This is a genomic window from Thalassotalea litorea (genome assembly GCF_005843925.1).
GTDB classification, from domain to species: domain Bacteria; phylum Pseudomonadota; class Gammaproteobacteria; order Enterobacterales; family Alteromonadaceae; genus Thalassotalea_A; species Thalassotalea_A litorea_A.
The window spans coordinates 68,710-93,248 of sequence record NZ_VCBC01000011.1 but is presented as its reverse complement, the minus strand read 5'-3'; the positions used below and the strand labels follow the sequence as shown (position 1 = coordinate 93,248).

Here is a 24,539-nt window from a genome sequence, read left to right as displayed (position 1 = left end):
TGTTTTTGGACTATCCTTTACCATCCACGCCATTGTCGTTATTAATAACGAGCATGAGAACCGTAGTTTCTGGTCTCATTGGTGAATGGTATTGAACCGCGATATCCGCCTGGGACAGGCTGATAATTCAAGACCTTTGTCGCGCCAATTTCTGAAGTGAAGTAACCAAAAGCATTTAATGACTTTAAAAATTTAAAGTTTTCGATAAGTTTGGTATCGCCCCACTTTCCCCGTTCGATATTATCCAGGCATTGCTGCTTTTGGGTGTCGTTGAGACCGGTAAATGCCAGCTTAAACTGAGCGTTGCTAATGTTGTGAATGCTGCGTAGTACCGCGATGACGGCACGCTGTTGCGTCGGGGTATGTACAACAGATAATTGATGATCGATAAATCCATGACAATCAAGATCGGCGGCACCGGGCGTATCCGTTTTCGGAATAATCGTCTGGCAAACATCATGCAGGATTTGCATTTGCTCAAGGTTCAATAATGCGCCCGCTCTTATGTTTGAATCCAGCGACCTCTGATAAGCAAGAGCAGCACTGACATGGGTTGCATTGATCGTTATCAGTGCTGCCCCGGCACCCAATATCCGAGTCAAATTGGCAATAAACCTGCGTCTTTCCTGCTCCATATTACTCCATCCTAGTTTGAACTTGCGACCTGAGCGTTAGCTGTTTGTTTTTTAACCAACACATACAGAATGACAAAAGCGACAATCAGAATCAAAGGAAACATTAATAAGTTTTGCAATACCGTTTGCCCGGCAAAAATATTCGCCTCTACATCGCTTAGGTTCATTTGTTGTGCCTGTTCTGACGCGGTATCAATCCAACCACCAATCACTGGATTCCACATACTTACTGCAAACATGCCTACACCACCGATAAGCGACATGCCTAATGCGCCGGTTTTTGGCGTGTATTCGGCAACACAGCCGAGCATGGTTGGCCAAAAATACGTACAACCAATGGCAAATAGAATGGCTGCCACATAAATGAGATTTCCTGATGCAATACTCATCATGTAGATACCGGCACTGGCAAAGAGAGCCGAACCAATCAGGACGCCTGTGGGATTAAAGGTTTTGATAATAGGGCCGGCGAAGTAACGTCCTACCGCCATTAATCCAGTGATCAATGCCAGCACCAGCATTGGTGATGCGCCGCTGGCACCAAGGATTTTCTCAATCCACTGTTGAGTCCCCAGTTCGGTAGTCGCCGTTAACGTCATACAGATAACTAAAAACAGATACAGGGGATTGAACAGATTACGTAGGTTGTCTGTGGTGGAGTGCAATTTATCATCGTAAGTCGGAAACACCGTTTTCAACATCATCACCCCGTACCACAGCGTTGGAATGACAATGATACCGACCTGCCATTGCCAGTTCAGACCATAGCCCGTCATCAGGTTCGACAACAAGGCGCCGATGACTATGCCGCCAGGAAACCAGACGTGAAAACGATTTAACATGGTCGTTTTTCTGTCGGGATAAGTTTCCGCGATTAATGGGTTGCAGCCAGCCTCAACCGCACCATTGGCAAAGCCAATTAAAAATGTCGAGATAAGCAATCCCCAGAACCCACCGGCCGTAATGGTTAACACCAACCCCAGCAAGTGGCAAATAAATGCCAGAGCAATTAACTTACGGGCGCCAATGGCATTGTAAATAACCCCCCCGACCATAGTTGCCAAAGGAAAACCCAAAAAGGCCATCGCATTGATCCAGCCCAACTCGGTGCCGCCTAAGCCAAATTCATTGCCAAGCTGGCCGAGGATCCCGGCACGAATGGCAAACGTCATGGATGTAACGGTTAAGGCAATACAACATAAATTAAAGATTTTTTGATTATTGTTATCACTCATTATGTGTTCCTTCAGGTACGTAAAACGCAATAAGACGGGTTGCCTTACAGCCCTAAAATACGGTTGTTTAATTCGATATCCGGCTCACCACCGGCGAAATCATCAAAGGCTTTCTCAGTTGGGTTAATCAGGTGGTCAGCAATAAATTTTGCCCCCTCTGTGGCACCATCGACGGGATTTTTAATACAACACTCCCATTCAAGCACGGCCCAGCCATCGAAGCCATATTGAGTCAACTTGCTAAAAATTTGTTTAAAATCAATTTGTCCGTCGCCAAGCGAACGAAAACGTCCGGCTCTTTCAGTCCAACCGGCATAACCACCATAAACCCCGCATTTTCCGGTCGCATTAAATTCCGCGTCTTTAACATGAAACGCTTTAATTCGTTCATGGTAAATATCAATAAAAGCCAGATAGTCGAGCTGCTGCAGCACAAAGTGGCTAGGATCGTAAAGAATGTTGGCCCTAGGGTGATTGTTCGTCGCCTCGAGAAAGCGCTCAAAGGTCAAGCCATCATGCAAGTCTTCACCGGGGTGAAGTTCATAGCAGACATCTACTCCGGCTTCATCAAACTGATTTAAAATCGGTAGCCAACGCTCAGCCAATGCGGAAAAACCCTGTTCTACCAAGCCTTGAGGACGTTGTGGCCAAGGGTAGACCGTATGCCATAAATACGCGCCCGAGAAGGTCGCGTGGGATTTTAACCCCAGATATTCGCTGGCTTTGGCGGCCAATTGCATTTGTTGACTCGCCCATATTTGTCGCTGCTGTGGATTGTTACGAACCTCAGGTGGTGCAAAATTATCAAACATCGTGTCATAGGCGGGGTTCACTGCCACTAATTGTCCCTGTAAATGCGTCGACAATTCACTAATTTGCAAACCATGCTCGGCGGCAACACCCTTGATTTCATCACAATAGGTTTTCGATTCACCGGCCAATTCGAGATCGAATAATCGTTTGTCCCAGCTTGGGATTTGGATTGCTTTGTAACCTAAACCTGAAACCCATTGGCAAATAGCGGGTAAACTATTAAACGGTGCGACATCATCGGCGAACTGTGCAAGAAAAATTGCAGGGCCTTTTATTGCTTTCATAAATGTTCCTTATTTTCTCTGGTTATGACTTTGGGGAAAGTGAAAATGGATGCCATTTAATGTCCGATTGACTGGCACTGACAGCATTCTCGATAAACGCCATTCCGCGAATGGCTTCATCGATACCAGGCACATCAAATGTTTTATTTTCGCTGGTTTCACCCTGGTTCCATGCGTGTAATTGGGCAGCAAAATTACGGTAAATATTGGCAAACGCTTCCAGGTAACCTTCTGGGTGGCCTGCCGGAGTTCTGGTGGCAGCTTGCGCTAAAGGTGACAAATTACCCACGCCAGTTCGATATAAGCGTGTCGGTTGATCGTTAAATACCTGCCATAAACTGTTTGGTTCTTGTTGCGACCATTTCAATCCGGCTTTTTCACCGTAAATGCGAATCGTTAATGCATTTTCTTCGCCTACAGAAATCTGACTGGCCATCAGCACACCTTTGGCACCTCCGGTAAACTTGAGCAACACAACACCATCATCATCGAGTTCACGACCATCAACCACAGAATATAACTCAGCACAAAGCTGTGAAATTTGGTCACCACAAATGTACTCTGCCAAATTCGCAGCATGCACACCGATATCGCCCATGCAGCAACTTATCCCACTTTGGGCAGGATCCAAACGCCAACTCGCTTGTTTATTGTCAGCATCCGGAGCGTCGGCCAACCAGCCTTGGGGATATTCCACCACGATTTTTCGAATTGCACCTAACTGCCCTTCTGCGATCATAGCTTTTGCCTGCTTAACCATGGGATAGCCCGTATAGGTATGGGTCAGCGCATAAAGACGTTGGTTTAGATCGATTAGTTCTTTCAACTCTATGGCTTGTTGTAAATTGAACGTTGCCGGTTTATCGGATAGCACGTGAAACCCTGATGTAAGAGCTTGTTTGGCAATATCGAAATGTGAATTATTAGGAGTAACGATGGCGACGAAGTCCATGCGTTGCGCTTCAGGTAGTTCCGCTTCCATCGCGAACATTTGCTGGTAGCTGTCATAACAACGATTAGGATCCAGACAAAGTGCCTGGCCAGTCTTACGGCTGTTTTCGGCGCTGCGACTAAACGCACCGCACACTAACTCGATCTGACCATCAAGCGCTGCCGCCATTCGGTGTACTTCACCAATAAAAGCGCCCGAACCACCGCCGACCATGCCCATGCGAATTTTTCTTGTTGTTGTGCTCATGCTCAACCCTTATCGCTTAAATAAAAACATAAAAACTACAGAGCGTGAGATCAAGTCGGTTAAATACCTGCATAGTTCAGCTGTGTTATAAAAACAAAATCGACTCGCTTATGCAGAAATATCTACTATTTTTCTGACAATCTCACTCGCTCTGCTAATGATCCGTTTTGGTATTATTTGAGTCTATCGCCTGGTTGCAATTACTGTTAATACAAATTCGGATCGAATTTGTATTAATTCGGCGTTTAATAAATTTAATTCATGGCGTAGTATGAATAAAAACAACTCATTGCGTGCAGGCAAATGGACTATTTAAGACAGCTGAAAAATTTTAACTCGGAACAACTTATTACGATATTCGAGTTTATTCCCGATATTTTGTTTTGGGTTAAAGACACTCAATCACAGATTTTGTATGCCAATCAGGCGTTTCTCGATAACCTCGGAATTCACCAACTAGAAAAAATTCTGGGTCAATCAGACTACGCGTTTTCACCGCAGCATATCGCAAAACAGTTTATTCGCGATGATCAGCGGATTTTAGCGGGAGAGTTGGTCACCAATCGCATCGAAATGAATGTACTGGATGGTGAAGATATTGGCTGGTTTACGACCACTAAGCGCCCAATCAAAGATGATCAGGGGCAGATTATCGGTTCCTACGGTTATACCCGATCGCTTGGAAAAACGCCGCCATTGTTTAAATCCCTTGATGCAATCCATATTCCTCTGGAATACATCAAACAACATTACCAACAGCCAATAGCCATCGAAACCCTGGCGCAAATCACCTGTTTATCGATTAGCGCGCTAGAGCGTCGCTTTAAAAAGCATTTGGGTAAAACCCCAAAACAGTTCATCAATGAATTTCGATTAGAAAAAGCTCGAAAACTCTTGTTAGAAACCCAGTTACCCATTGCCGAGGTGGCATACAATACGGGCTTTACCGATCACAGTTACTTTTGTCGTCAATATAAAAGCATGTTTGCAGAACAACCCTCTGAAATTCGACAACGCTAGCGCCGACAGCTCAAAACCTTGACGCCTAAGCATGGATTATTAGACGTACGTTCATGCTTAGTTTCGATATACAGTATGGCGAATGGAATGGCTGCTGGTTATTTGCGACGAAATCTCGGGCGAAGGACCTTGGATGGTGCGACGATTTGTTGACCCTGTTTCATCGAATACTCTATGTGATTCAACGTCTCTAACCCTTCTCCCGGGTCCTTTGCCAGGACGAGAAAGCTGGCATCACAACCGACATCAAAACAACCAACTTTACGTTTTGGGAAAAGATGACGCGATGTTGAGAAAACCGTGTTCAAGGTTTCCTGACGAGAAAAGGCGCCGATTAAGTAATAATGTTTGGCTTCGTCAAACACCCGGGCGTATCCGCCGCTCCCCATTAAAATTGGAATACTGTAGGCCTGCAGCATTTGTAGGTTATTGCGCTGTAATTGATAATGCTGCTGCAATTCAGGATTTTTTTCTATGGTTTTGCCGCTTTGCCGGGCTACTGTGCGGGCAAGATGATAAACCGGGATCACTTTCACTTGGTTTTTCTGTATCGCCTGAATGGTTTTCATCGACAGCTTAGCGCTTTGTTGAATCGAGTCGTCATTGCTCAGACTATGCCCAGGTAACTGGGAGATAAAATCGACCCCTGCTTCTGCTGCAATACGTGTGTCATAGTCGGTTTCTACCTGAGCCATAACCTTAATTCCGTGGTGATGGAAGGTTTCCACGACATTGGCCATTAGCTCAGGATCCACGCCATAAGTAGTCTCAACATTCAGACGATTTTTTCGAGAGTGATGCCGCTCAGAATGATAGAGAAACACTTTAACCAACTGGCTTCCCTGTTCACTGAGTTGCTTTGCGGTTTTGGGAATATCAAATTTGTCCTTGATGCGATAAACCTGATTAGAACCGCTTTTGTTCAGTTCGTAGGGCGTTGGAGCAAGGCCAGCCAGGCTGTTATCAATCTCTTTAAAATCGGATGTGATGGCGCCTTGCATCAAGGCCATATCATAGGTTGTAGGACTGTTAAAGAATGACTTGAAACGCGGTAAATCGGTGCTGGAAGCGTTGGCATTCATGGTGTAAAAAACACCGCTGCGAAGTAATGCATCACTGCGGGTTTTATCAACCGCGGCAACATAGTGTTGCGCATCTGCCAGCGGAGGAACGAGGAAGAAATCGACCAAAGAGACCTTTTTTTGAGAACGAAAGCATTTGCTCAGGACCACAAATTTCTGTCTGAGTACGCATAAATCTTTTTTTACAAAGCCCAGTGCAGGATCCCAAGCCTTACCATCCATAAATAAGGTTGGTTGGTTTTGAGCCTTACAGATAAACACTGGAGAGGCGAACACCAATATCAATAAAATTGACAGTGGAAAGCGAAAGTTCATAAACAAATCTCAATGTCAGCATTTTGAACTGCTTAATCAAATCGCTTAGACGTCATACGGTTATTCTCAATAATCCCTGTCTATATGTTAGTACAGCTTTGCTTGCGGATAAAATTTAATCCGTCAATTAGGGCAATTAATCCGTTACTCTTACTAAACATTTAGGGTTCCCCCCAGGTTTAAGGAAAACCAATGACTGTGTTACACTGGATGAAAAGTCATAGTCCAACACAATTATGAAGGCACAAGAGCTCTTACAACAAGCCCAGAAAACCTGCAAACAACGCGGTGCCAGGCTAACCAATGCACGTGAACAAGTGTTTATGTTAATGGCGGAAAGTGAACAGGCCATCGGTGCCTATGATTTGCTGGAAAAATTACAAGCGATAGATCCTGGAGCCAAACCTGCCACCGTCTATCGAGCCTTAGATTTTCTATCGAAACAGGGCTTTGTCCATAAAATAGAGTCCATCAACGCCTTTGTCCTGTGCCACCACTTTAGTGATTGCTCACATCCGGTACAATTATTGATTTGCGATACATGCGGACACGTTGAGGAAATCCAGTCGGGACACCTGGATTTAGCGATGAGGGCAATGGCGGATGCCAGTGGATTCACCATTAATCATCAAATCGTCGAGGCACACGGCACCTGTCAGACTTGCCAATGAATAATGCTGTAAAGGCTTATTTTACGGCACGTAAATCGCCTCAGGAATAAACCTGACGATCACCTAAAGAGTTACGGACATGGCAGTCGCCATCTAAGATCGCAACGATAATTTTATCGTCCCGATAACCTTGCGGTAAAATTACCCGTTGATTTTTTTCGACATCGAGATTGCTGAGTACTTCGGCGCAAATAGACGTCATATCTGTTTGGTCATAATACAGCACTGTAATTGCTTCGTTGTTGGCATCCATGGTGAAGACCTTTTATCAATTAAATTGTTAAGCGTTTAGGCTTACTAACTTCCCGCCATCTGCTGCCGACTGCGGGAAAACAGGGAATATTAACAATATAGTCCTAGTTTGATAAAACGTCTATTTTCACCCGCGCAGTGATATTACATAACAATTCATAAGCAATGGTTTCGGCGTTTTCGGCAACTTCTTCAATCGCCAGGTTTTTTCCCCAAAGTTCAACATAATCGCCAATTTTCGCTTCGCTGTCGGCGCCTAAATCCACCGTAATCATATCCATAGAAACGCGACCGACTAACGGGACTTTTCGACCATTAACCAATACTGGCGTTCCGGCCTTTGCATGACGGGGGTAACCATCACCATAGCCAATTGCCACGACACCAATTTTGGTATCTTCTCTGGCAGTATAGGTGGCACCATAGCCAACACTGTCGCCAGCATGAATCGGTTTTACGGCAATCAACGACGAGCGCAAGGTCATCACTGGACGTAACTGAACTCCGTCAATGCTTACCGGGTACAAAGGGTTTACGCCATACAGCATGACTCCAGGGCGAACCCATTGATAATGGCTCTCTGGCCAGGCCATGATAGCTCCGGAATTTGCCAGCGAACGCTCAAAATCACCACTACCACAACAGTCATTAAACAACGCGATTTGTTGCGGCGTCACATCACTTTGTAACTCGTCAGAACTACTCAAATGACTAATTACGATGATGTTTTCCTGCACGCTCTGACAGGCTTTAAGACGTTGGTAAAAGGTTGGGAACAACTCGGGTTCTATGCCTAAGCGATGCATACCGGTGTCGATTTTTAACCAGACTTTTAATGCATTTATGTGCTCAGATGATAACGCTTCAAGCGCTTGCAACTGATATTCACAGTGCACTACGATTTGTAAATTGTGTTCGATAATCAAGGGCAATTCAGTTGCTGAAAAAAATCCCTCCATCAATACCAAAGGCGTATTGATGCCGGCTTCGCGCAGGGCAATGGCTTCATCAATTCGGGCGACACCATAGGCGTCAGCAGAGCCATTTAGATGACGTGCAACCGTCAATGCACCATGACCATAAGCATTTGCCTTTAATAGCGCCAAAACCTTGGTTTCTGGTGTTAGGTGCTTTACCAGTGCAAGGTTGTGGTCAAGGGCGTTTAAGTGAATATCTGCGGTGGCAATTGCCTGCATATCAGTCCTGCAAACTCGTTATTAGTCTTCTTCAAACGCCTGACCGGCGTAATTATCAAAGCGGGAGAATTGCCCCTGGAAGGTCAGACGTACTCGACCGATAGGGCCGTTACGCTGTTTACCGATAATGATTTCTGCGGTGCCTTTATCGGCGGAATCATCGTGATAAACCTCATCACGATAGATAAACATAATCAAATCCGCATCCTGCTCGATAGAGCCTGATTCACGCAAATCTGAGTTTACCGGGCGTTTATCTGCACGTTGCTCCAAACTACGGTTCAGCTGGGACAAAGCAACAACCGGCACTTGCAGCTCTTTAGCAAGGGCTTTCAATGAACGGGAAATTTCGGCAATTTCCAGGGTACGGTTATCACTAAATGACGGAACGCGCATCAATTGCAGATAATCGATCATAATCATCGACAAGCCACCATGATCACGGTGAATACGACGGGCACGAGAACGCACTTCTGTCGGTGTCAACCCGGAAGCATCGTCGACAAACATTTTGCCTTTTTCAATCAACAACCCCATAGTCGATGATAAACGAGCCCAATCTTCATCGCCTAACTGACCGGTACGTATCTTGGTTTGATCAATGCGACCTAAGGACGCGAGCATCCTCATCATAATTTGCTCGGAAGGCATCTCCAGTGAGAATATCAATGCCGGTTTATCCTGCATCATGGCGGCATTTTCCGCCAGGTTCATCGCGAATGTGGTTTTACCCATAGACGGACGAGCTGCAACAATGATCAGATCAGACGGCTGTAGGCCCGCGGTCATTTTATCCAGATCCTGGAAACCGGTACTGACACCGGTCACACCATCATGGGGCTGGCCATACAATTTTTCGATTTTATCGACGGTTTTTTCCAACACCGAGTGAATGTTTTCCGGACCTTCGGATTTATTTGCCCGTTGTTCGGCAATTTGGAATACCCGGGATTCAGCGAAATCGAGTAATTCACTACTTTCCCGACCCTGGGGATCATAACCCGCATCGGCGATTTCATTCGCGACGGAAATTAGCTCACGGGTAACTGCACGTTCTCGGACAATCGCTGCATAAGCATAAATATTGGATGCACTTGGCGTGTTTTTCATCATCTCGGCGAGATAAACAAATCCACCGACATCATCGATTTGTTGCTGATTTTCAAGCGCTTCTGACAAGGTGATCAAATCGACTGGATTGCCTTTCTCTATCAAATCACCAATGGTATTAAAAATAATACGATGCGAACGGGAATAAAAGTCCTGAGCAACCACGCGTTCAGCAACATTGTCCCAAGCCTCATTATCTAACAACAAGCCACCCAGGACCGATTGCTCAGCCTCCATGGAATGGGGAGCGACTTTCAGTTGTTCAACTTGTTTGTCCCGAACTGCTTTATTGATTTGCGATTGCGCTGCCTGCTTTTGCGCCATGAATTAACGACCCTGCTCGATTGTTAGCGGATTTAGCGATTATACCAACGATGAAAGATGCGATCGATTCTCATAATGGCTTTTTTGCTAATTTGACTCTCCACGATAAGCTATTGCGGGGCATAAATGAAGAGAAACTTACACCTTAACAACAAAATATCAGGCCCTGACAATTACGCGGGCCTGCATAGGTCTAGGCTGTATCTATTTTTGGTGGACAGGTACCAATTATCCTGGCATTACCACTCTCTTCACGTTGCACTAATTTAACGTCAAATTTCCATAGATAATACAGGTGTTTGAGCACTTCCTGGTAAGACGGGTGCAGTGGGACTTTTTGATGGGGAACATATTCTAAGGTTAAAGTTCTGTCGCCATTGATATCGGCATCAACAATTTGAATATTCGGTTCAATTTCACTGAGGTTATATTGATTAGATAAAGCCTGGCGGATCCGTTGGTAGCCCGTTTCATTGTGAATCGATTCGACGCGAATGTAAGGACTGGTGGCATCATCTTTAATATGAAACAGCTTAAGGTCTCGCATCAGTTTTGGCGAAAGATACTGACCAATAAAACTCTCGTCCTTAAAGTTTTCCATAGCAAAGTGCACCGCATCAAGCCAGTTGCTGCCGGCCAGATCGGGGAACCACTCCTTATCTTCAGCCGTTGGCTGCTCACAGATACGGCGAATATCGCTGAACATATGAAACCCCAGAGCATAGGGGTTGATCCCGGAATATCCCTGACTGTTGTAACCCGGCTGGGCAATCACGTTCGAGTGATGATGGACAAATTCAAGCATAAACTTATCGCTAAGCTTGCCTTCGTCATACAGGTGATTGAGTAAGGTGTAGTGCCAGAAACAAGCCCAACCTTCGTTCATAACCTGAGTCTGTTTTTGCGGATAGAAATATTGTGCCATTTTGCGAACAATGCGCACGATTTCACGTTGCCAGGATTGTAATAAAGGAGAATTTTTTTCGATAAAATACAGCAGGTTTTCCTGGGGCTGTTCCGGAAACCGAGGTTGTTGTTGTGTGGTTGACTGGTCTGGCTTTGCCACTTTTTGCCACAGACTATTTACCTGAGATTGTAAATATTCCTGGCGTTGTTTCTGGCGTTTACGCTCTTCTTTAAGAGAGATTTGTTGCGGCCTTTTGTAACGATCAACGCCATGGGCCATCAAGGCGTGGCAGGCATCAAGGGTCGTTTCTACTTCATCGACACCATAAAGCTCTTCGCAACGGGCAATATAGTTTCTGGCAAACAGCAGGTAGTCAATGATGGAACTGGCATCAGTCCAGGAGCGAAACAGATAATTGCCTTTAAAAAAAGAGTTGTGTCCATAACAGGCATGGGCCATCACTAACGCCTGCATGGTCAGAGTGTTTTCTTCCATTAAATACGCGATGCATGGATTTGAATTGATAACGATTTCATATGCCAGCCCCATATAGCCACGCTTGTAGGTTTGTTGGGTCTGGATAAATTTTTTGCCAAATGACCAATGGTTGTAACCGATCGGCATGCCGACGCTGGCATAGGCATCCATCATTTGCTCAGAGGTGATCATTTCAATCTGGTTTGGATAAGTATCGAGACGATAATGCTCAGCGACGCGCGCTAATTCCTGCTCATATTGCTGTAAATCGTCAAAGGTCCAGTCGGCACGATCTGGCAAACTGCCAACATAGGCGCCTGATGCCTCGGATACCTGTGGATTAATCTTTGACATTCGCGACTCCTGCTGAACCTTGTGGGGCTTTTTTAAACAAATCCCTGAACACCGGATAGATATCTTCGATTTCACGAATTCGCCGCATGGCAAAATGACTTTCCCGATTCGCCAATGCCCGGTAACGTTGCCATAACGATTTGTGTAAGTCCTGAGTGATTTCAATATACGCGTAAAAGCGAACTGCTGGCAGAATATGGCTTTTCAAAAGCTCATAACATTTTTCCGTATCATCCTGCCAGTTATCACCATCAGAAGCCTGTGCGGCATAGATATTCCAATCACCGGAGCTGTATCGCTCGGCGACGATTTCCTGCATCAGTTCCAGTGCGCTGGAGACAATGGTGCCGCCAGTCTCTCTGGAATAGAAGAAATCCTGTTCGTCGACCTCTTTTGCCTGAGTATGATGGATGATATACACCACATCGATGGTCTGATAGGTCCGGCTTAAAAACAGGTACAGTAAAATGTAAAAACGCTTAGCAATATCTTTGGTGGCTTGCACCATCGAGCCGGATACATCCATCAGACAAAACATAACGGCCTTCGACGTGGGCACGGCCTGCTTCTCATAGTTTCGATAATGCAAATCAAAACTGTCGATAAACGGCACGGCGCGGATGCGCTCTTTTAGCATGTCAATTTGTGCCTGAAGCTGTGCAACCACATCAGGATCCGGATTGTCGGTTGCCAATACCTGAGTCAATTCTTGCTCACACGCTTTCAATTCACGGCGCTTGCTACTGGTCATGGCAATACGACGTGCGATTGAGCCCTGTAAGGATTTCACGATATCGATATTGGCAGGAACACCTTCGGCGCAATAACCGGCGCGGACCGTTTTGTATTCCACCAGTTTATCCAATTGATTTTTCTGTAGATTCGGTAATTCCAGATCATCGAACAATAAATTCAGGTATTCATCGTGGGAGATGGAAAACACAAAGTCATCTTCCCCTTTCCCCCGGTCACTGGCATTACCGGAACCGCTTCCCGGGCCGGCCTGAGCTTTTGGTCGAGGAATTTTATCGCCTTCTGCAAATTGGTCATTGCCGGCAAAAACGCGATTTTTGGTACCGCCATCGCCTTGACGAAATACCGGTTCCACCAGATCTTTTCTGGCAATAGAGACATCTTGTCCACTGGTAAGGTCCGTCACCTGACGATTGTTAATACTATCGGCCAAAGAACGCTTTATTTGATTTTTATGGCGACGAAAAAATCTCTGGCGATTCACCATAGATTTATTTTTGCTGTTCAGTCGTCGATCAATAAAGTTAGCCATATTTTGTTAACCTTTGTTGAGTCTCTCTGGCAAGAACACCGGGTTTGCCGGCACCGATGAAACCATGGCGTTTACGAAGATTTTCTCACCCGCAGATACCACTCACTTAACAGGCGCACCTGCTTGCTGGTATAGCCTTTAGTGACCATACGTTCGACAAACTCGTCGTGTTTCTTTTGATCATCGGAGGATGTCTTGGTATTAAAAGAGATCACGGGCAGCAAGTCTTCCGTATTCGAGAACATTTTCTTCTCGATGACAGTGCGTAACTTCTCGTAACTGGTCCACATGGGATTATTGCCATTGTTATTGGCTTTGGCCCGTAATACGAAATTGACAATTTCATTACGGAAATCTTTCGGGTTTGAGATGCCTGCGGGTTTTTCGATTTTCTCCAGCTCATTGTTCAATGCACTGCGATCCAGAATCTGACCCGTTTCTGCATCCCGATATTCCTGATCCTGAATCCAAAAATCCGCATACACGACATAGCGATCAAAGATATTTTGCCCGTACTCAGAATAGGATTCGAGATACGCGGTTTGGATTTCCTTGCCGATAAACTCGATATACTGAGGGATCATATAACCTTTAATGAATTCCAGATATCGATCGGCAGTTTCTTTTGGCAACTGTTCACGTTCGATTTGTTGCTCCAGCACATAAAATAGATGAACCGGATTCGCGGCCACTTCATTGTGGTCAAAGTTAAAAACACGGGAGAGAATTTTAAACGCAAACCGCGTGGACAAACCGGTCATGCCTTCATCTACGCCAGCATAATCCCGATATTCCTGATAGGATTTGGCTTTCGGGTCGGTGTCTTTTAAGGTTTCACCGTTGTACACCCGCATTTTTGAATAAATGCTGGAGTTTTCAGGAACAACAAGACGGGATAACACCGTAAATTGTGCAAGGATATCCAACGTACCAGGCGCACACTGAGCATCCACCAATTCCGAGTTTTTCAACAGTTTTTGGTAAATTTTAATCTCTTCCGCCACGCGCATACAGTACGGGACTTTGACAATATATACCCGGTCCAGAAACGCTTCGTTGTTTTTATTGTTCTTAAACGACAACCATTCAGATTCATTCGAATGCGCCAAAATGATGCCGTCAAAAGGTAATGCCGACAATCCCTCGGTGGGGTTGTAATTTCCCTCTTGTGTGGCAGTTAATAATGGGTGTAGCACCTTAATCGGCGCTTTAAACATCTCCACAAACTCCATCAAGCCTTGATTGGCACGGCATAATGCACCGGAATAGCCATAGGCATCGGGATCATTCTGGGCAAAGTGTTCAAGTTGACGGATATCGACTTTACCGACCAGAGATGAAATATCCTGATTGTTGTCGTCACCCGGCTCGGTTTTGGCAATCGCGATTTGATCGAGAATCGACGGGTAGACTTTTACCACTTTGAATTGGGCAATATCGCCTTTAAATTCGTGCAAACGTTTCGCCGCCCACGGCGACATAATGCCATTCAGATAACGACTTGGGATATTGTATTCTTGTTCAAGAATTTTGCCGTCATTATCCACATCAAATAAAGACAGCGGATGGTCGTTTACCGGGCTACGCTGGCCATTGGCACTGAGCACATAGATGGGTTGTGACTGCATCAGGGTTTTTAGTTTTTCCGCCAGTGACGATTTACCACCACCAACCGGGCCGAGCAGGTATAAAACCTGTTTCTTTTCTTCCAGCCCTTGCGAGGCATGCATTAGGTAAGAAACGATTTGTTCGATGGCGTCTTCCATGCCATAAAACTCTGAAAATGCGGGGTATCTGGCGATCACCCGATTGGAAAAAATTCGACTAAGTACTGGCTGCCGGGAAGTGTCGACCATTTCCGGTTCGCCGATTGCGGCCAACAACCGCTCGGCCGCATTGGCATATGCCATTTTGTCGTCACGACAAAGCTCAAGAAACTGCGCCAGAGTATACTCTTCTTCCTGGGCCTGATCGTAGCGGCTTTGAAACTGCTGAAAAATACTCATAGTTGCCCCCACAAAATCATTCCACTGTTTGCGCTGTTTATCTTTCGGGGTTAATTAAGCGACGAATGCAATTGAGTTTTTTATACCTACATCTCAATACATTATTCTCTGCGCACAACGCTTGACTCACAGATTTACGATAAAAATCATTCGTAGCTTCGCTTGTATAATCACGTATACCGTCACGTGTCATTGGCACAGGCTTAAAATTGAAAGATCAACAGGCCTAGTTTATTAGACCGCAAAAGCGGCCATTAATTTAAATATAAGCGTAAATTTTGTACTGCGCCTGTTGTTGCGATGAATAATTGTCAATTTGTATTTTTGAAAAAAGATGCTAAATCAGCGAGTTGCAGCAAAACAAGGAATGGAGTTTATAGCCCCAAATTCTTGGGGCCAATTGTAGGTGCGAACAGACGAGCGTTAGGTTTCTCTATGACCTGGCCTGAGGTTAGTGACTTAACCGGACTGTGCCACTGACGGTACTGGCTTTAATCGACGCAGCGCCGGTACCAATGCGTGTTTCCAGACGACTACTGGGACCATATTTGGCTTTGACCACCGCATCATTGGATATGCGATTAACAATTTTACCGCCAGCATTGCTATCAACACGAACGCTGACATTCGCATCCTCTTGCACCACAAACGTAATATTGCCGCTCACCGAAGACATCTTAACAATACCGTCATCCATTAACACCGCAGTGGCATCAACATCGCCGCTAACGCTAGAAAGTGATAACTTAGATAAACCACGATAATTGACCTGCAAGTCACCAGACACCACATTGGCAATTAATTCGCTGGCTTCGCCACGGGCATCAATATTGCCGCTTACAGCATTAAGTTCAACTAAACCGTTAGAGTTTTTATCGGTAATATCGCCACTCACCGTGGAGAGAAAAACACTGCCGCGCAGGCCTTCACTATCAATATCACCACTGACGGTTTCAAGACGAACTTTTTGACCTATGTTGCGAGCCTCTACGTTGCCACTGACCGTCTTTAAATGCGCTCCCTGATCCAAATTTTCAGCCGAAACATTGGCCGAAACCCCGGCAAATTTAACCTTTACATTAATTGGTAGCGCAACGGTAAAATCGCTTTCTTGCTGCCTGGAACCCCAAAAATCCTGATCAATTTTGGCCGGCATTTTTACCTGAACATAAATGGTGTTACCTTTTTGCTCAAAAACAAAGTCGGTAGCCATTTCATCAACAACCCCGCTAACCCAGACCTCTTTGCTATCGGTACCTAAAATTGCAACTGTACCTCGCATATTTTCAATCACAACATTGGTATTGTCTGTAATGGGTAATCGTTGATCAATATTGCGACTTTCAAGGGCACATACCGAACTCGTCAAACCGGCGAAAAGCAGGGGGAAATAGATAAAGCGCATTGTGTTAACCTCTTATATGGTTTGCCATTTCGGGCTATAAAGCTGTTCCAGCAAGTTTAATTCCTGCTTTTGAGTCCACTTAAGCAAATTGAGTAAATCTGCATTTTGTGGGTCATCTTCCAGAGCGGTGAGCAAAGATTCACGGGCAGACTGAATTTCATCAAATTGCTGGCGAATATCATCCGGTAACGTATCCAAATTCGGTTTACCAAAGCTGACCAGCATATTTTGCTTTTCTTGAAGATATTGCTGCTCAATCATTTCAACCGCGGTCAATTGAGGAGCCTGCTCAGGACGGCTTTGATAATTAAAGGTAAGGATTACAGCCAATACGATGGATGCCGCCCAGGCCAGTGGTTGAAAATTCGCTCGAACAATGTTGCCGTTACTTGCACGCGGCTCTGATGCCGGCTGTACCTGCGACTTGATTTCGATCGCTCGCTCAATGCCTTGCCACAAATCTCGTTGTGGTTGGATCTCGGCGGACAAATCATCGATACGTTGCTGAAGCTGCTGTTCATTGATTGTTTCTTTCATGATTACAACCACTCCTGTAATAATTTTTTGGCTCTATGGTAGTGGGATTTACTCGACCCTACGGCCATATTTAACATGCTGGCAATTTCTTCATGGCGGTAACCTTCTACGGCAAACATCACGAACACTAGACGTGCTTTTTCTGGCAATTTTAAAATGGTTTTATCCAAATCGGATAATTCAGGATGCTCATTCACCGTTGGCTCGCTGATATGCGTATCTTCAATGCTAAACATTCGTTGCATCCAGTTTTTTTGCTTGCGCAGGTGACTTAACACCGTATTGGTTGCGACAGAATGTAGCCAGGTGGAAAACTTACTATCGCCACGAAAATTCTTTAACTTCAACCAGACTTGAACAAAGACCTCCTGGGCGACGTCCTCAGCTTGATCTCGCTGAGCAAGCATTCGCAGGCACAGACCATAAACTTTGCCAATATGTAGCTGGTACAGCTGTTGAAACGCGTGTCTGTCTCCGTTTTTTGCCAGCTCAATCCACTCCTTCTCCTGCTGAGAAGCAAACAATTGCTGGGCATCAATCACGGTTTGTTGTCCTGATAGTGTCACTGAATTTCGCATCTGGTTGGTTTGATTATTAGGATGCAGTATCTGCTAAAAAGGTTTAAAGCGAAATAAAAAATATTTTTCGGAAGGTGTTTAGCCCTGCAATTGACACTCGCCATGCATCTAACGAGAACAAACTACCACTGCCGATAATTCATTTTTGTAGCAATAGGTTACGAAAAAATACTGGTTAGTTATCAGGTTTTTCTTTGATAACTCGAGGGCAGGTATTCAGACTTAGCACGACGGTCAGACCGATCGCCAGAAAAGCGCCGACAAGAATACGCAACCAAAATTCCTGCAGAGCAAATATCAAACTATAGCTGCCAAATGCCAAGATCATGACCACGGCAATGATTTTGGTTTTCGAGCCAATACAGCGATGCTGCTGCCAGTTTTTAATTAAAGGTCCAAATAGCGGGTTATTACGCAGCCAGGCGTCAAGTTTAGGGGAAGACTTGGCAAAGCAGGCGGCAGCGACCAATACGAATGGTGTTGTCGGTAAGCCCGGTAAAATCGCGCCTAAAGAGGCCAACGCGACCATTAACAGGCCAAAAGCCAAATAGGCATAGCGGGTTAACATCAAGACCTCTTAATTACAGCTGCGTGATCTCTATTTTGGCTTCGCGAGTGAAACCCGTAACCGCGAGAGCGTCGATATACTCTTGCCATAAACGATTTTGGTTATGAGCAAACTCATGCAATAGCATGTCTCGGTAGACTGCCTGATGACCATCATCAAATTGAATGCGTACACCATGCTTGCCGACATTATCAATGGCAGATATCGCCACCAATTTTTTATTACTTAACGGAGGTTTGGGCTTACCTTTCACCGAGGTTTGTTCTAAAGGCGAATAGACCCGCAGGAACTCTGCGCTTATGTCGGCGGCGAAATCATCATCAAAGGTGAGCATCACAGAGCGCTTCGCCTTGTTGTACACAATGTCTGTCACTGCCATGGTCTATCTCCTTTACATGGTGAAAAGTCGGCATCAGAGCATGCTCTGACACCCTAACCTTAGCCTCAGTCTTATAGGATAAAGCGACTTAGGTCTTCATCCTGAACCAAAATTTCCAGTTTTTTCTGAACGTAAGCTTTGTCGATAGTGACCAGATTACCACTGTGATCATCGGCATGGAATGACAAATCTTCCATTAGGCGTTCCATCACGGTATGCAAACGGCGTGCACCGATATTTTCGGTGGTCTCATTCACTTGCCAGGCAGCCGTAGCTAACGCCTGTATGCCATCCTCAGCAAACTCGATTTTCACCCCTTCAGTCGCCATTAACGCAATATATTGCTCGGTTAACGACGCATTAGGCTCGGTTAAAATGCGTACAAAATCTTCGGTGGTTAATGCCTTTAACTCAACCCGGATAGGCAAACGCCCCTGCAACTCAGGGATCAAATCGGAGGGTTTTGCCATTTGAAACGCACCGGATGCGATAAACAAAATATGATCCGTTTTCACCATGCCATGCTTGGTTGAAACGGTCGAACCTTCCACTAATGGTAGCAAATCGCGTTGCACACCTTCGCGGGAAACATCCGGACCTGATGAGTCACCTCGTTTACAAATTTTATCCACTTCATCCAGGAAAACGATGCCGTGCTGCTCTACCGCTTCGAGTGCCTTTTCTTTAAGCTCATCCGGATTAAGCAGTTTCGAGGCTTCTTCTTCCTGCAATGCCTTAAAAGCATCTTTTATTTTCAACTTACGCTTTTTGCTCTTATCCTGTGAAAGGTTTTGAAACATGCTTTGCAATTGCGACGTCATATCTTCCATACCCGGAGGAGCCATGATTTCCATACCGACCTGAGGCTGAACAACATCGATTTCAATTTCTTTGTCATCCAGCTTGCCTTCACGCAGCTTTTTACGGAAAACCTGTCGAGTTGAAGAATTATCGGTTTCTTCCTGTTCACCAAAATTATTTCTAGGAGCCGGGATCAGCACATCAAGAATGCGTTCCTCTGCTGCTTCTTCCGCCAGATGGCGAACACGAAGCATCTCCTGCTCTTTGGTCATTTTCATCGCCATATCCGTTAAATCACGGATAATGGTTTCCACTTCTTTACCGACATAACCAACTTCAGTAAATTTGGTCGCTTCTACCTTAATAAAAGGCGCTTTTGCGAGTTTTGCCAGACGACGGGCAATCTCGGTTTTACCGACGCCTGTTGGACCGATCATCAAAATATTCTTTGGGGTAACTTCGGCGCGCAACTCTTCATCAAGCTGCATCCGACGCCAGCGGTTTCTTAATGCGATAGCGACCGCTTTTTTGGCATCCATCTGGCCGATAATATGTTGATCAAGTTCATGAACGATTTCACGGGGAGTCATGTTAGACATTAAAATAATTCCTTAACCTATAATTCATCGATGGTTAAATTCTGGTTGGTGAATACACAGATATCACCGGCTATTTTCAGGGACTTCTCAACAATATCACGTGCCCCAAGCTCGGTGTTTTCAAATAGAGCAGTCGCCGCCGCCTGAGCAAAATTACCGCCACTGCCAATGGCAATTAGGTCATTCTCTGGCTGCACGACATCACCGTTACCGGTAATGATTAACGAGGCCGTATGATCGGCAACGACAAGCATGGCTTCTAAACGGCGTAACGCACGATCGCTGCGCCAGTCTTTGGCAAGTTCAACCGCGGCTTTGGTTAGGTGCCCCTGATGCATTTCGAGTTTATTTTCAAATCGCTCGAACAGGGTAAAGGCATCGGCAGTACCGCCTGCAAAACCCGCTAATACCTTATCATGATATAAACGGCGTACTTTGCGAGCATTGCCTTTCATTACGGTATTGCCCAGGGATACCTGGCCATCACCGCCGATACATACTTTGCCATCACGGCGTACTGAAACAATCGTTGTCACTATCGACCCCTTATAAAAGTTGACACTTGTTGATGCTCGAACTGGCGGCTGTAACGCCGCGACAACGATTCAATAAGTGTGTTATCGCACGAACAGAATGTCAGTTTCCTGCATTTCTGTTCGCGGCGATTTTAATAAACGCTTATAGGGTATGTGGGAATGGTTAGATGAGATTTCAAGACCAGGGGTAAATCACGCAACCATTAATTTGGTTACTGCGTAATTCATGTTTAATTCGTTCAGCGGCACGTTTGTTGTCAAATGGACCGAGTACCACTTTATACCAAACACCGTTTGAACCTTCACTGCGGCGAACATCCGATGACTGACCGGTGCTAAACGCTATTTTCGCTTTTAACTCTTCGGCCTTTTGGCGTGATCGCAGTGACGCGCACTGTAATTTCCGTTTTTTCGGATCAGAAACTTCATAGCCACCACTAACTTCGACTTTTTTCGAAGGTAAGGTGGTCCAAAACGCTAATTCTTCTTCCGGTTTTTCAGGCAAGGGATCTGTGTTTTCCTGTGCCTTTTGCTGCACCTCGGCGATTTGCGACTCTAATGGTTGCCCTTGCTCCGCCATCGGGCCGGGATTTTCATCAATAAACTTTAGGAAATAAAACCCACCACCCACAATTGCAATGGCCGCGGTTGTGAAAATACGTAGCTTCCAATCAGCCGGTGCCTTCTTCGCACGAGTGCGCGGTGAACGGTACGGATTGTTCTTTTTCTTTTTTGGGCGTGCTTTGGAAATATAGTCTTTATGAGCCATTTTTATATCTACCTTGATCTCAATGGCAATTTTATCGAACCTGATCAGAATGTACAGTGTTAATCTTGGTTAATTTACGCCATATTTTGAGGACATCAACTCAGGCTTACCAACTCATGTCCTGCGGGTCGATATCGACATGCCAGCGAACTTTATTTTTGTCACCGTTTTGTTCGGCATTGGATATCAGCATTTGCGTGGTTTTATGGAGGCTTTTCCGGTCTCTACCCAATATGGTTAGATGGAAACGATATTTACCGGCCTTTTTCTCCATCGGTGCGGCAACCGGACCACAAATCGCACAGTCTCCCGCCATCAACGGGCTGCTAATATCCCGGAGGAATTGCTCTGGTTGATAAGCGTTATTCGCCTCCGCCCGTATCAATGCCTGAAATGAGAAAGGCGGCATCATTGCCTGGCTTCTCTCAACTAATGCGAACCGGGCAAAGTGTTCATAACCGTTATTAATTAGATCTTGTAACAGGGGGTGCTGTGGATAGTGGGTTTGAATCAATACTTTCCCAGGCTTGCTAGCTCGCCCTGCGCGGCCGGCGACTTGCACCAGCAATTGCGCCAGTTTTTCAGGCGCGCGAAAGTCATAGCTAAACAGCGCACCGTCAACATCCAGCATGACCACTAAAGTCACATTGGGAAAATGATGCCCCTTGGCCAGCATTTGCGTGCCGACTAAAATTTGGTACTCATTGTTTGCTATCGCTTCGAGGTGCTTTTCCAACTCACCTTTACGGCGTGTACTGTCGCGGTCAATTCGAACCGAATTAAACTGAGGAAACAACTCTTCTAATCGTTGTTCCAGCTGCTCGGTTCCTTGACCTAAGGGCGTCAAGCGAACACTGCCGCAATTTTGACACTGTTTTGTCACCCGTTTTTGACTGCCACAGTGATGGCAAACCAGCAATTGTTGATTGTGATGAAAGGTATACGGGCGATTACAGCGCTGGCATTCGCAAACCCAGTGGCATTCTTTGCAGGAAATCGCCGGCGCAAAACCACGACGATTCAAAAATAATAACACCTGTTCGCCTTTCGCCAGTGTTGCCTGCATTGCTTGCTGTACCTGATGAGATAAGCCATGCACCAATGGTTGAGCGGAAATATCAACCAAATGCATACTGGCTAACTTGCTGCTTCCTGGACGCTGAGTCAGTTGGTGATAATGGTAACGCTTTTCCTGAGCATTATGCAGTGACTCAAGTGACGGCGTTGCACTTCCAAGGATCACGGGTAACTTTTGTTGATTGGCACGTAAGATTGCCAAATCACGACTGTGATAGCGAAAGCCTTCTTGCTGTTTTAACGATCCGTCATGTTCCTCATCGACGACGATCAAGCCCAGGTTTGGCATCGGTGTAAACACACCCGAACGGGTTGCCAATACGATGGCAGCACTCCCTAATCTGGCTGACTGCCAGGTTTGTAATCGCTCACCATCATTAAGGCCACTATGATGTAGCATGATAGGTACATTGAAGCGTTTCTCAAAACGATGCAATGTTTGTGGTGTTAATCCAATTTCCGGCACCATCACCAACACTTGTTGATTTTGTTGCAGTACCTTTTCCATCACCTGCAGGTAAACTTCGGTTTTGCCGCTACCGGTAATGCCATCGACTAAATGACAGGAAAACTGATTAAGGTGCTGTGTAATTTGACTGACAACAAGGGCTTGCTCCGTCGTAAGTTGCAATTTATTTTCTTCAGTGACCACGGATTCATCAAAACGAAATACTTCACTCGGTAAGCGAGATTCAAGTAATAATTGTTTCTTTATCAATGCATTTAACTGAGCTTTAGTAAATCCCGACAATCGTATCTGTGGCCAGGTCATTGCCCCTTGCTTTTGCAATAAGGCAAACAGCGCTTTTTGTTTGATCGCAGTCTTGTTAATTGATTCCAGCGTTTCAGTCAGCTGTTGTTCCGACAATTGCGGGTCAACCTGCCAACATAAAGGTTGTCTTAAATCGATTTCATTGGCTTGACGCAGTAAAACGGGTAACGCCTGGGAAAAAACATCGCCGACCGGATGGTGGTAATAACGGGCACAGGTCAGTAAGAACTTAACTTGCTGTTCATCAAGATGGCTTTCAAGAGGCAGTATCGCCTGAATATCTTTGATTTTATCCGTCGCAAGTTCCGGATCACTTTGTTCACCGAGGACAACACCAATTAATGAGCGGTTGCCAAAAGGGATCTGCACCCTGGCACCAACCCCGATTTTCGCTTCAGCCAGGCGCTCTGGCAAAGCATAAGTAAAGGTTTGACGCATCGGGATGGGAGCAGCAATATTGAAAAAGCGTTGGGTTCGACTCAAAAATGTTCCTTAACTCACAACTAAAGGCTTGCGATCTAAGCGGTGCATTGCCATGAATTTCCCACCGCCGCGGTACTGTAATGTACTGTACTGTTGTTACCAGTAATAGCCTATTTTGACTTGTCTCAATTTAATTGGCAATCGCTTAAACCCGGTTAAGGCAAACGAGATAAGTCCGTAGCATATTCGAGGTAGATTTCGTTGCCCCAGCGACACACTGAACTACATACTCAACAACAGCGCGAATACACGATAAGCGACTTAGCATCACTAACCTCGCCATTACCTGTTCAATCACCCGTATCGTCAACAACGGTAAAGCCAACAAGCCGTGATGACAGCGAATTTTGATATAAACCCGATAATTTTTTACGGGCAGTTACAACCGGTGAAAAATTGTCTATTTTTTAACGTTTTTAGTTGATCCTCGGTAGATGTTCCCGTATTATTCGCCACCTTATTGATCACTCGTATGGTATCTGGCATTAGATCAGATGGCGATGCGGCCTTAAAAACAGAGGTTTTCCATGAAAGACGGTATTCACCCAAATTACACAGCTATCAAGGCAACTTGTTCTTGTGGCAACGTAATCGAAACGCGCTCAACTTTGGGCAAAGACATTTACCTGGACGTATGTTCTGAATGTCACCCATTCTACACTGGTAAGCAAAAAGCTGCTGAGACCGGTGGTCGTGTTGACAAGTTCAACAAGCGTTTTGGTGTGTTGGGCAAGAAATAATTGCCAAGCAACGAAACAAAAAAAGCGCCTTTTCGGCGCTTTTTTTGTTTCTGTCAGACTATCTAATGTTCTGGCCTTGTACCCTCAGAGCTTCACGTTATACTGATATTGAGTTTAGCGCCCCCGTTTAA

At 45.4% G+C, this 24,539-nt stretch carries 23 protein-coding genes; 3 read left to right on the top strand and 20 right to left on the bottom strand.

Going from position 1 to position 24,539, the window contains the following annotated elements; translation table 11 throughout:
• Positions 1–41 precede the first annotated feature (41 nt).
• The 4 genes from FE810_RS11940 to FE810_RS11925 are packed head-to-tail and all read right to left on the bottom strand — an operon-like array spanning position 42 to position 4,165.
• Positions 42–635 carry a gluconate 2-dehydrogenase subunit 3 family protein gene (locus FE810_RS11940; protein ID WP_138320291.1) on the bottom strand — a complete coding sequence of 198 codons (594 nt, stop codon included), beginning with the start codon at positions 633–635 and terminating at the stop codon, positions 42–44.
• A gap of 11 nt (positions 636–646) precedes the next feature.
• Positions 647–1,873, bottom strand: a complete 1,227-nt coding sequence (locus FE810_RS11935; protein ID WP_138320359.1) for an MFS transporter — start codon at positions 1,871–1,873, stop codon at positions 647–649.
• Between the two features lie 41 nt (positions 1,874–1,914).
• Positions 1,915–2,967, bottom strand: a complete 1,053-nt coding sequence (locus FE810_RS11930) for a sugar phosphate isomerase/epimerase family protein (RefSeq protein ID WP_138320290.1) — start codon at positions 2,965–2,967, stop codon at positions 1,915–1,917.
• A gap of 22 nt (positions 2,968–2,989) precedes the next feature.
• The gene (locus tag FE810_RS11925) at positions 2,990–4,165 is read right to left on the bottom strand and encodes a Gfo/Idh/MocA family protein (protein WP_138320289.1); all 1,176 of its coding nucleotides are present in this window, start codon (positions 4,163–4,165) and stop codon (positions 2,990–2,992) included.
• A gap of 303 nt (positions 4,166–4,468) precedes the next feature.
• On the opposite strand from FE810_RS11925, the gene FE810_RS11920 reads away from it, so the two are divergent.
• Complete coding sequence (locus tag FE810_RS11920; RefSeq protein ID WP_138320288.1) at positions 4,469–5,185, top strand: AraC family transcriptional regulator; 717 nt, start codon at positions 4,469–4,471, stop codon at positions 5,183–5,185.
• A 98-nt stretch (positions 5,186–5,283) separates the two neighbouring features.
• On the opposite strand, the gene FE810_RS11915 is transcribed toward FE810_RS11920, so the two are convergent.
• Positions 5,284–6,582, bottom strand: coding sequence for an amidohydrolase family protein (locus tag FE810_RS11915; RefSeq protein WP_138320287.1), 1,299 nt, complete (start codon positions 6,580–6,582; stop codon positions 5,284–5,286).
• A gap of 236 nt (positions 6,583–6,818) precedes the next feature.
• On the opposite strand from FE810_RS11915, the gene zur reads away from it, so the two are divergent.
• On the top strand, positions 6,819–7,253 hold the full coding sequence (zur, locus tag FE810_RS11910) for a zinc uptake transcriptional repressor Zur (RefSeq protein ID WP_138320286.1): 435 nt from the start codon (positions 6,819–6,821) through the stop codon (positions 7,251–7,253).
• Positions 7,254–7,293: 40 nt separating this feature from the next.
• Here zur and FE810_RS11905 read toward each other — a convergent pair whose 3' ends face one another.
• The 15 genes from FE810_RS11905 to priA form a co-directional block, all read right to left on the bottom strand.
• A complete protein-coding gene (locus FE810_RS11905; protein ID WP_138320285.1) occupies positions 7,294–7,506 on the bottom strand; it encodes a DUF2375 family protein in 213 nt (70 codons plus the stop codon).
• Between the two features lie 103 nt (positions 7,507–7,609).
• A complete protein-coding gene (gene alr / locus FE810_RS11900; RefSeq protein ID WP_138320284.1) occupies positions 7,610–8,701 on the bottom strand; it encodes an alanine racemase in 1,092 nt (363 codons plus the stop codon).
• 21 nt (positions 8,702–8,722) lie between these two features.
• Complete coding sequence (dnaB, locus tag FE810_RS11895) at positions 8,723–10,135, bottom strand: replicative DNA helicase (RefSeq protein WP_138320283.1); 1,413 nt, start codon at positions 10,133–10,135, stop codon at positions 8,723–8,725.
• 193 nt (positions 10,136–10,328) lie between these two features.
• The gene (locus tag FE810_RS11890) at positions 10,329–11,873 is read right to left on the bottom strand and encodes a SpoVR family protein (protein WP_138320282.1); all 1,545 of its coding nucleotides are present in this window, start codon (positions 11,871–11,873) and stop codon (positions 10,329–10,331) included.
• The gene (locus FE810_RS11885; RefSeq protein ID WP_138320281.1) at positions 11,860–13,158 is read right to left on the bottom strand and encodes a YeaH/YhbH family protein; all 1,299 of its coding nucleotides are present in this window, start codon (positions 13,156–13,158) and stop codon (positions 11,860–11,862) included. Before FE810_RS11885 ends, FE810_RS11890 begins: the two co-directional genes overlap by 14 nt.
• Positions 13,159–13,229: 71 nt before the next feature.
• A complete protein-coding gene (locus FE810_RS11880) occupies positions 13,230–15,164 on the bottom strand; it encodes a PrkA family serine protein kinase (protein ID WP_138320280.1) in 1,935 nt (644 codons plus the stop codon).
• A 451-nt stretch (positions 15,165–15,615) separates the two neighbouring features.
• The gene (locus FE810_RS11875; RefSeq protein WP_138320279.1) at positions 15,616–16,569 is read right to left on the bottom strand and encodes a DUF4097 family beta strand repeat-containing protein; all 954 of its coding nucleotides are present in this window, start codon (positions 16,567–16,569) and stop codon (positions 15,616–15,618) included.
• A gap of 12 nt (positions 16,570–16,581) precedes the next feature.
• The gene (locus tag FE810_RS11870; RefSeq protein WP_138320278.1) at positions 16,582–17,106 is read right to left on the bottom strand and encodes an anti-sigma factor; all 525 of its coding nucleotides are present in this window, start codon (positions 17,104–17,106) and stop codon (positions 16,582–16,584) included.
• Between the two features lie 2 nt (positions 17,107–17,108).
• The gene (locus tag FE810_RS11865; RefSeq protein WP_370738935.1) at positions 17,109–17,672 is read right to left on the bottom strand and encodes an RNA polymerase sigma factor; all 564 of its coding nucleotides are present in this window, start codon (positions 17,670–17,672) and stop codon (positions 17,109–17,111) included.
• A gap of 187 nt (positions 17,673–17,859) precedes the next feature.
• On the bottom strand, positions 17,860–18,252 hold the full coding sequence (locus FE810_RS11860; RefSeq protein ID WP_138320276.1) for a YbaN family protein: 393 nt from the start codon (positions 18,250–18,252) through the stop codon (positions 17,860–17,862).
• A gap of 13 nt (positions 18,253–18,265) precedes the next feature.
• Positions 18,266–18,631, bottom strand: coding sequence for a gamma-butyrobetaine hydroxylase-like domain-containing protein (locus tag FE810_RS11855; protein ID WP_138320275.1), 366 nt, complete (start codon positions 18,629–18,631; stop codon positions 18,266–18,268).
• Between the two features lie 71 nt (positions 18,632–18,702).
• Complete coding sequence (hslU, locus tag FE810_RS11850; protein WP_138320274.1) at positions 18,703–20,031, bottom strand: ATP-dependent protease ATPase subunit HslU; 1,329 nt, start codon at positions 20,029–20,031, stop codon at positions 18,703–18,705.
• Between the two features lie 17 nt (positions 20,032–20,048).
• Entirely contained in the window at positions 20,049–20,567 is a 519-nt protein-coding gene (gene hslV, locus FE810_RS11845) for an ATP-dependent protease subunit HslV (protein WP_138320273.1), read from the bottom strand.
• Between the two features lie 175 nt (positions 20,568–20,742).
• Entirely contained in the window at positions 20,743–21,336 is a 594-nt protein-coding gene (locus tag FE810_RS11840) for an SPOR domain-containing protein (protein WP_138320272.1), read from the bottom strand.
• A 106-nt stretch (positions 21,337–21,442) separates the two neighbouring features.
• Positions 21,443–23,668, bottom strand: coding sequence for a primosomal protein N' (gene priA, locus FE810_RS11835; RefSeq protein WP_246037040.1), 2,226 nt, complete (start codon positions 23,666–23,668; stop codon positions 21,443–21,445).
• A 527-nt stretch (positions 23,669–24,195) separates the two neighbouring features.
• On the opposite strand from priA, the gene rpmE reads away from it, so the two are divergent.
• A complete protein-coding gene (gene rpmE, locus FE810_RS11830; protein ID WP_138320271.1) occupies positions 24,196–24,408 on the top strand; it encodes a 50S ribosomal protein L31 in 213 nt (70 codons plus the stop codon).
• Positions 24,409–24,539 lie beyond the last annotated feature (131 nt).

Coding starts and splice junctions, on each gene's coding strand:
- dnaB (WP_138320283.1), bottom strand. CDS start 10,135: ATGGCGCAAAAGCAGGCAGCGCAATCGCAAATCAATAAAGCAGTTCGG.
- FE810_RS11880 (WP_138320280.1), bottom strand. CDS start 15,164: ATGAGTATTTTTCAGCAGTTTCAAAGCCGCTACGATCAGGCCCAGGAA.
- FE810_RS11940 (WP_138320291.1), bottom strand. CDS start 635: ATGGAGCAGGAAAGACGCAGGTTTATTGCCAATTTGACTCGGATATTG.
- FE810_RS11870 (WP_138320278.1), bottom strand. CDS start 17,106: ATGAAAGAAACAATCAATGAACAGCAGCTTCAGCAACGTATCGATGAT.
- FE810_RS11890 (WP_138320282.1), bottom strand. CDS start 11,873: ATGTCAAAGATTAATCCACAGGTATCCGAGGCATCAGGCGCCTATGTT.
- FE810_RS11920 (WP_138320288.1), top strand. CDS start 4,469: ATGGACTATTTAAGACAGCTGAAAAATTTTAACTCGGAACAACTTATT.
- FE810_RS11915 (WP_138320287.1), bottom strand. CDS start 6,582: ATGAACTTTCGCTTTCCACTGTCAATTTTATTGATATTGGTGTTCGCC.
- FE810_RS11875 (WP_138320279.1), bottom strand. CDS start 16,569: ATGCGCTTTATCTATTTCCCCCTGCTTTTCGCCGGTTTGACGAGTTCG.
- FE810_RS11905 (WP_138320285.1), bottom strand. CDS start 7,506: ATGGATGCCAACAACGAAGCAATTACAGTGCTGTATTATGACCAAACA.
- FE810_RS11930 (WP_138320290.1), bottom strand. CDS start 2,967: ATGAAAGCAATAAAAGGCCCTGCAATTTTTCTTGCACAGTTCGCCGAT.
- FE810_RS11885 (WP_138320281.1), bottom strand. CDS start 13,158: ATGGCTAACTTTATTGATCGACGACTGAACAGCAAAAATAAATCTATG.
- FE810_RS11860 (WP_138320276.1), bottom strand. CDS start 18,252: ATGTTAACCCGCTATGCCTATTTGGCTTTTGGCCTGTTAATGGTCGCG.
- alr (WP_138320284.1), bottom strand. CDS start 8,701: ATGCAGGCAATTGCCACCGCAGATATTCACTTAAACGCCCTTGACCAC.
- rpmE (WP_138320271.1), top strand. CDS start 24,196: ATGAAAGACGGTATTCACCCAAATTACACAGCTATCAAGGCAACTTGT.
- zur (WP_138320286.1), top strand. CDS start 6,819: ATGAAGGCACAAGAGCTCTTACAACAAGCCCAGAAAACCTGCAAACAA.
- FE810_RS11840 (WP_138320272.1), bottom strand. CDS start 21,336: ATGGCTCATAAAGACTATATTTCCAAAGCACGCCCAAAAAAGAAAAAG.
- FE810_RS11925 (WP_138320289.1), bottom strand. CDS start 4,165: ATGAGCACAACAACAAGAAAAATTCGCATGGGCATGGTCGGCGGTGGT.
- hslU (WP_138320274.1), bottom strand. CDS start 20,031: ATGTCTAACATGACTCCCCGTGAAATCGTTCATGAACTTGATCAACAT.
- FE810_RS11855 (WP_138320275.1), bottom strand. CDS start 18,631: ATGGCAGTGACAGACATTGTGTACAACAAGGCGAAGCGCTCTGTGATG.